Consider the following 4,476-nt stretch of genomic DNA (forward strand, 5'->3'; position numbering starts at 1 on the left):
CAGGCTCTGGGGCGGGGGCTCGTTGGCGGTGATGGAAACGACCGTGAGGGTCCGTCCGGTCATGGCGGAGACGAGCCGGGACAGGGCGGTCTGGGACTCGGGGGTTTTCTGGGTAAAGACCGCCTTGAAGACGTTGTCGTAGCAAATATTGACGGGATCGTCAGTTTCGTCCAGATGAATGCTGTGCATAGGGTCTCCTGTTCCTAGTATACACCGGGAAAGATTTTTTTCCAAGAGAAAATTCCGTCCAAAAACAGTGCCAGGCACCAGGCCTTAAAAGAATTTAACCACAAAGGCGCATAAGGCGAAGAAGGAAGGAATTATAAAAAACATTTTCTATTCAAAAGCGGATATGGATTTCAGGATTAAATTTCAGAAGGCCATTTACACAAAACTATTGACAGGCTCACCTAACGGGGTAAAGTCCACTCCTCCCTCCTCCCTCCTAACTCTTCTTCTTCGCCTTCGTGGTCGAATTCCTCTTCTTTCCGCTCCCTTCCCTTTACTAATTCCCAAATATTAGCTATTTTTTACACAAACGACGATATCATAGGGGTCGCCATGATCGACGTACAGAATTTGACGGATAGCCGGAACGTGCCCTTGACCAAAGTAGGGGTAAAGTCCCTGGAATACCCCATCCAGGTCCTGGATAAGGTGAAAAAAGTCCAGCATACCACCGCCCGGGTGGATCTTTTTGCCAACCTTCCCCGGCATTTCAAGGGTACCCACATGAGCCGTTTTATTGAAATTTTCCATGCCTACCGGGAAGACCTGTCCATGCCCCGGTTTTTGGAGATGCTGAACAAGATCCGCGCCAGCCTGGATGCGGAATCCTCCTTTGGTTCCCTGAATTTCCCCTATTTTTTGGAAAAAAGTGCCCCGGTTTCGGGCCTCACCGGGATGATGTCCTACCAGTGTTGTTATCAGGGCCGGGTGTATCAGGGGGGCCACCATTTTACCGTGTCCGTGGCCATACCGGTCACCACGGTGTGCCCCTGTTCCAAGGCCATAAGCGACCGGGGCGCCCACAATCAGCGGGGCATTGTCCGGCTGGAGTTGGAACTGGGGCCTTTTTTCTGGCTGGAGGACATCATCGATATGGTGGAAAAATCCGCCTCCAGCCCGGTGTACTCCCTTCTCAAGCGGGAGGATGAGAAATATATCACCGAACATGCCTACGATAACCCCAAATTTGTGGAAGACCTGGTCCGGGATGTGTATATCACCATTAGGGACCTCCATCAGTTCCCCAGTTTTTCCGTGGAAGCGGAAAATTTTGAAAGTATCCATAACCATAATGCCTATGCCTATGTCCAATACCATTCCGGGGACGATAAAAATGACCGGCCCGGTTAAACTTCCCGGCGGCGGCGCCCTGGACTTATCCGGAAAACCCCTGGTGATGGCCATTGTCAACTGTACCGAAGATTCCTTTTACCCGGGGAGCCATAATGCGGGCCCCGAAGCAGCGGTAGAGCGGGCCCTCGTGGCGGCGGAAGCGGGGGCGGATATTATCGATTTTGGCGGGGAGTCCACCCGGCCCGGCGCGGCCTATGTCAGCGAGGAGGAGGAGCAACGCCGGCTGATACCGGTTATCCGGGCCTTTCGGCGGCAAAAACAAACCCCCATCTCGGTGGATACCCGGAAAGAACCGGTGGCCCGGGCGGCCCTGGAGGCGGGGGCGAACCTCATCAACGATATTTCCGCCCTGGAGGACGACCCCGCCCTGGGGCCCCGCTGCGCCGAATGGGGGGCGCCGGTGGTGCTGATGCATAAAAAGGGTATCCCCACGGATATGCAGGACCAACCCTATTATGAGGACGTGGTCGGGGAGGTCCGCTCCTATTTGGCCGCCGCCGTGGCCCGGGCCCTGGCCGTGGGCATCCCCCCGGAACATATCATCCTGGACCCCGGCATCGGTTTTGGTAAACGCCGGGAGGATAACCTGGCCCTCCTTACCCGCCTGGATGAGATCCGGGCCCTGGGTTACCCGGTCCTGATAGGGCTTTCCCGGAAAACCATCATCGGCGATCTTACCGGTCGGGAAGTATCCCAACGGCTCGCCGGAACCCTGGCGGCCAACGCCCTCTGCCTTATGAAAGGGGCCAGGATTATCCGGGTCCACGATGTGCCCGAGGCGGTGGATCTGGTAAAGGTCCTATCCGCCATAGGCCCTTACCCGGCCGGCTAGCTTTTTTCCGTTCCATAGACTACACTAATTGTACCGGCGGCGTTAAAAACAGCCGCCCAGGAGTAGATCATGCTGAATTCTATGCGCAATATCGGGATTATGGCCCATATTGACGCCGGAAAAACCACTACCACCGAGCGGATCCTCTATTATACCGGAAAAAGTCATAGAATAGGCGAAGTAGATGACGGCGAAGCCATTATGGACTGGATGGAGCAGGAGCAGGAGCGGGGTATTACCATTCAAAGCGCCGCTACCACCACCTATTGGCGGGATTTTCAGATCAACATCATCGATACCCCGGGGCATGTGGATTTTACCGCCGAAGTGGAACGTTCCCTCCGGGTTCTGGACGGAGCGGTGGCCATCTTCGATGCGGTCCGGGGCGTGGAACCCCAGACCGAAACCGTCTGGCATCAGGCGGAGCGGTATAAGGTACCCTGCATCGGCTATGTAAATAAGATGGACCGGATCGGGGCTGATTTTTTCCCGGTTCTGGCGGATATCCAGGCGAAACTGGGAATACAAACCCTGGCCCTGCAGCTCCCCATCGGCAAGGAAAGCAGTTTTGAGGGAGTTTTGGACTTAATTGAGATGCGGGAGATCCGCTGGGATCCCGAGGGGGAAGGGGAACAGATGATCGTTACCCCCATTGCCCCGGAGCGGGAACATACGGCCCGGGAATGGCGGGAAAAACTCATCGATACCCTTTCGGTCTTTTCCGACACCCTGACGGAGCGTTACCTGGGGGGTGGGGAAATACCCCCGGAGCTTATCAGGCAGGAATTGCGTAAGGCCGTATTAAACCGGTCGGTACTCCCCATGTTTGCCGGGGCCTCCCGGCGTAATATGGGGGTGCAGCCCCTCATCGACGCGGTGGTGGATTACCTCCCCGCTCCGGACGAGGTGGCGCCTGCCCTGGCTTACCATACTAAAAAAGAAGAAGAGCTGCGGATCCCCTGTGATCCCAAGGGAATGCCCCTGGGCTTGGTTTTTAAAATTCAGAACGACCGGGAGGCGGGGAGCCTCTGTTATGTCCGGATGTATTCGGGGTCCATCAAACCGGGTTCTATGGTGTTTAATGTGGGCAAGCGGAAACGGGAGCGGGCCAACCGGATTTTGCGGATGCATTCCAATAAATCGGAACCCATGGAGGACCTGTCCGCCGGGGATATTGGGGTTATCATCGGGATGAAGCTGGCCCAAACCGGCGACACCATCGGCAGTGAGGGGTGGCCGGTGGTCCTGGATAAGATGCTGTTCCCCGAGCCGGTTATTTCCGTATCCATTGAACCCCGAACCATGTCGGAGCAGCAAAAATTGCGGGATATTTTGGCGATCCTTTCCAAGGAGGACCCCACCTTTACCACCAAAGAAAATGAGGAGACTGGCCAGCTCATCATTTCCGGTATGGGGGAGCTTCACCTGGACGTACTGGTCACCAAGATCCTCAAGGAGTACAACCTGGGCGCCAAGGTGGGGAACCCCCAGGTAACCTACCGGGAATCGGTGACTACCACCGTGGAGCGGACCGAAAATTTCTCCAAAATCATCGGGGGCAAGGAAAACGCTGCCTCCCTGAGCCTGCGGGTGGAGCCCGTATCCCGGGGTTCGGGTAATAAGTATACCTGCGGCGTTAAAAGCCGGGACATCCCCGAGGCCATCTTTAGCGCGGTGGAACGGGGAATAACCGGGGCCTTGAGCTCCGGCATAGTCCTGGGCTATCCCTGTATCGATGTGGGGGTTACCCTGACGGACCTCAAATATTCGGAGCTTACCGGTACGGAATTTGCCTTTGAAGCCTGCGCCAGTATATGTTTTGACGAAGCCTGTCGTTCCGCCCAGCCCATACTGCTGGAGCCGATCATGACCGTGGGGCTTATTTCCCCCAAGGAATTTGTGGGGGATGTGATCAGCCTCCTGGTCCAGCGCGGCGGCCAGGTATCAAGCATGAATTCCAAGACCCAAATCGACGAAGTAAAGGCCCTGGCCCCCATGTCCAAGATGTTCGGCTTTATGACCGCTCTCCGCTCGGTAAGCCAGGGCCGGGCCACCTTTACCATGGAATTTTCCCACTTCGAAAAAAAATCCGACCGCTAATACTTTTATTGGACTAAAAATACTGATAAAACCACGAACCTCACGAACCACACGAACAGAAACAAAGACAAATTGGCGTTTTCACCGGTACTTCTTTCCTGCTTTCCCACGAACAAAGAAGAGAATTCAGGTATAAATTCCGGAATATCGAAGCAAAAGTTCGTGATGTTCGTGTCGTTCGT

The 4,476-nt window shown here is 55.3% G+C and carries 3 protein-coding genes and 1 pseudogene; 3 read left to right on the forward strand and 1 reads right to left on the reverse strand.

The features are described 5' to 3' along the window. Positions 1–189 (reverse strand): annotated as a pseudogene (locus LQZ21_RS14780) (PD-(D/E)XK nuclease family transposase); the annotation flags it as partial. A gap of 372 nt (positions 190–561) precedes the next feature. Here LQZ21_RS14780 and folE2 point away from each other — a divergent pair. The 3 genes from folE2 (at position 562) to fusA (ending at position 4,294) form a co-directional block, all read left to right on the forward strand. Then, positions 562–1,359 carry a GTP cyclohydrolase FolE2 gene (gene folE2, locus LQZ21_RS14785; RefSeq protein WP_411045348.1) on the forward strand — a complete coding sequence of 266 codons (798 nt, stop codon included), beginning with the start codon at positions 562–564 and terminating at the stop codon, positions 1,357–1,359. Next, on the forward strand, positions 1,313–2,194 hold the full coding sequence (gene folP, locus LQZ21_RS14790; RefSeq protein WP_411045349.1) for a dihydropteroate synthase: 882 nt from the start codon (positions 1,313–1,315) through the stop codon (positions 2,192–2,194). The genes folE2 and folP overlap by 47 nt, the downstream gene beginning before the upstream one ends. A 69-nt stretch (positions 2,195–2,263) precedes the next feature. Continuing rightward, positions 2,264–4,294 carry an elongation factor G gene (gene fusA, locus LQZ21_RS14795; protein ID WP_411045350.1) on the forward strand — a complete coding sequence of 677 codons (2,031 nt, stop codon included), beginning with the start codon at positions 2,264–2,266 and terminating at the stop codon, positions 4,292–4,294. The last annotated feature ends 182 nt before the right edge of the window (positions 4,295–4,476 follow it).

The organism is Treponema sp. TIM-1 (genome assembly GCF_046533115.1).
Taxonomy (GTDB): Bacteria; Spirochaetota; Spirochaetia; order Treponematales; family Breznakiellaceae; genus JAIRMO01.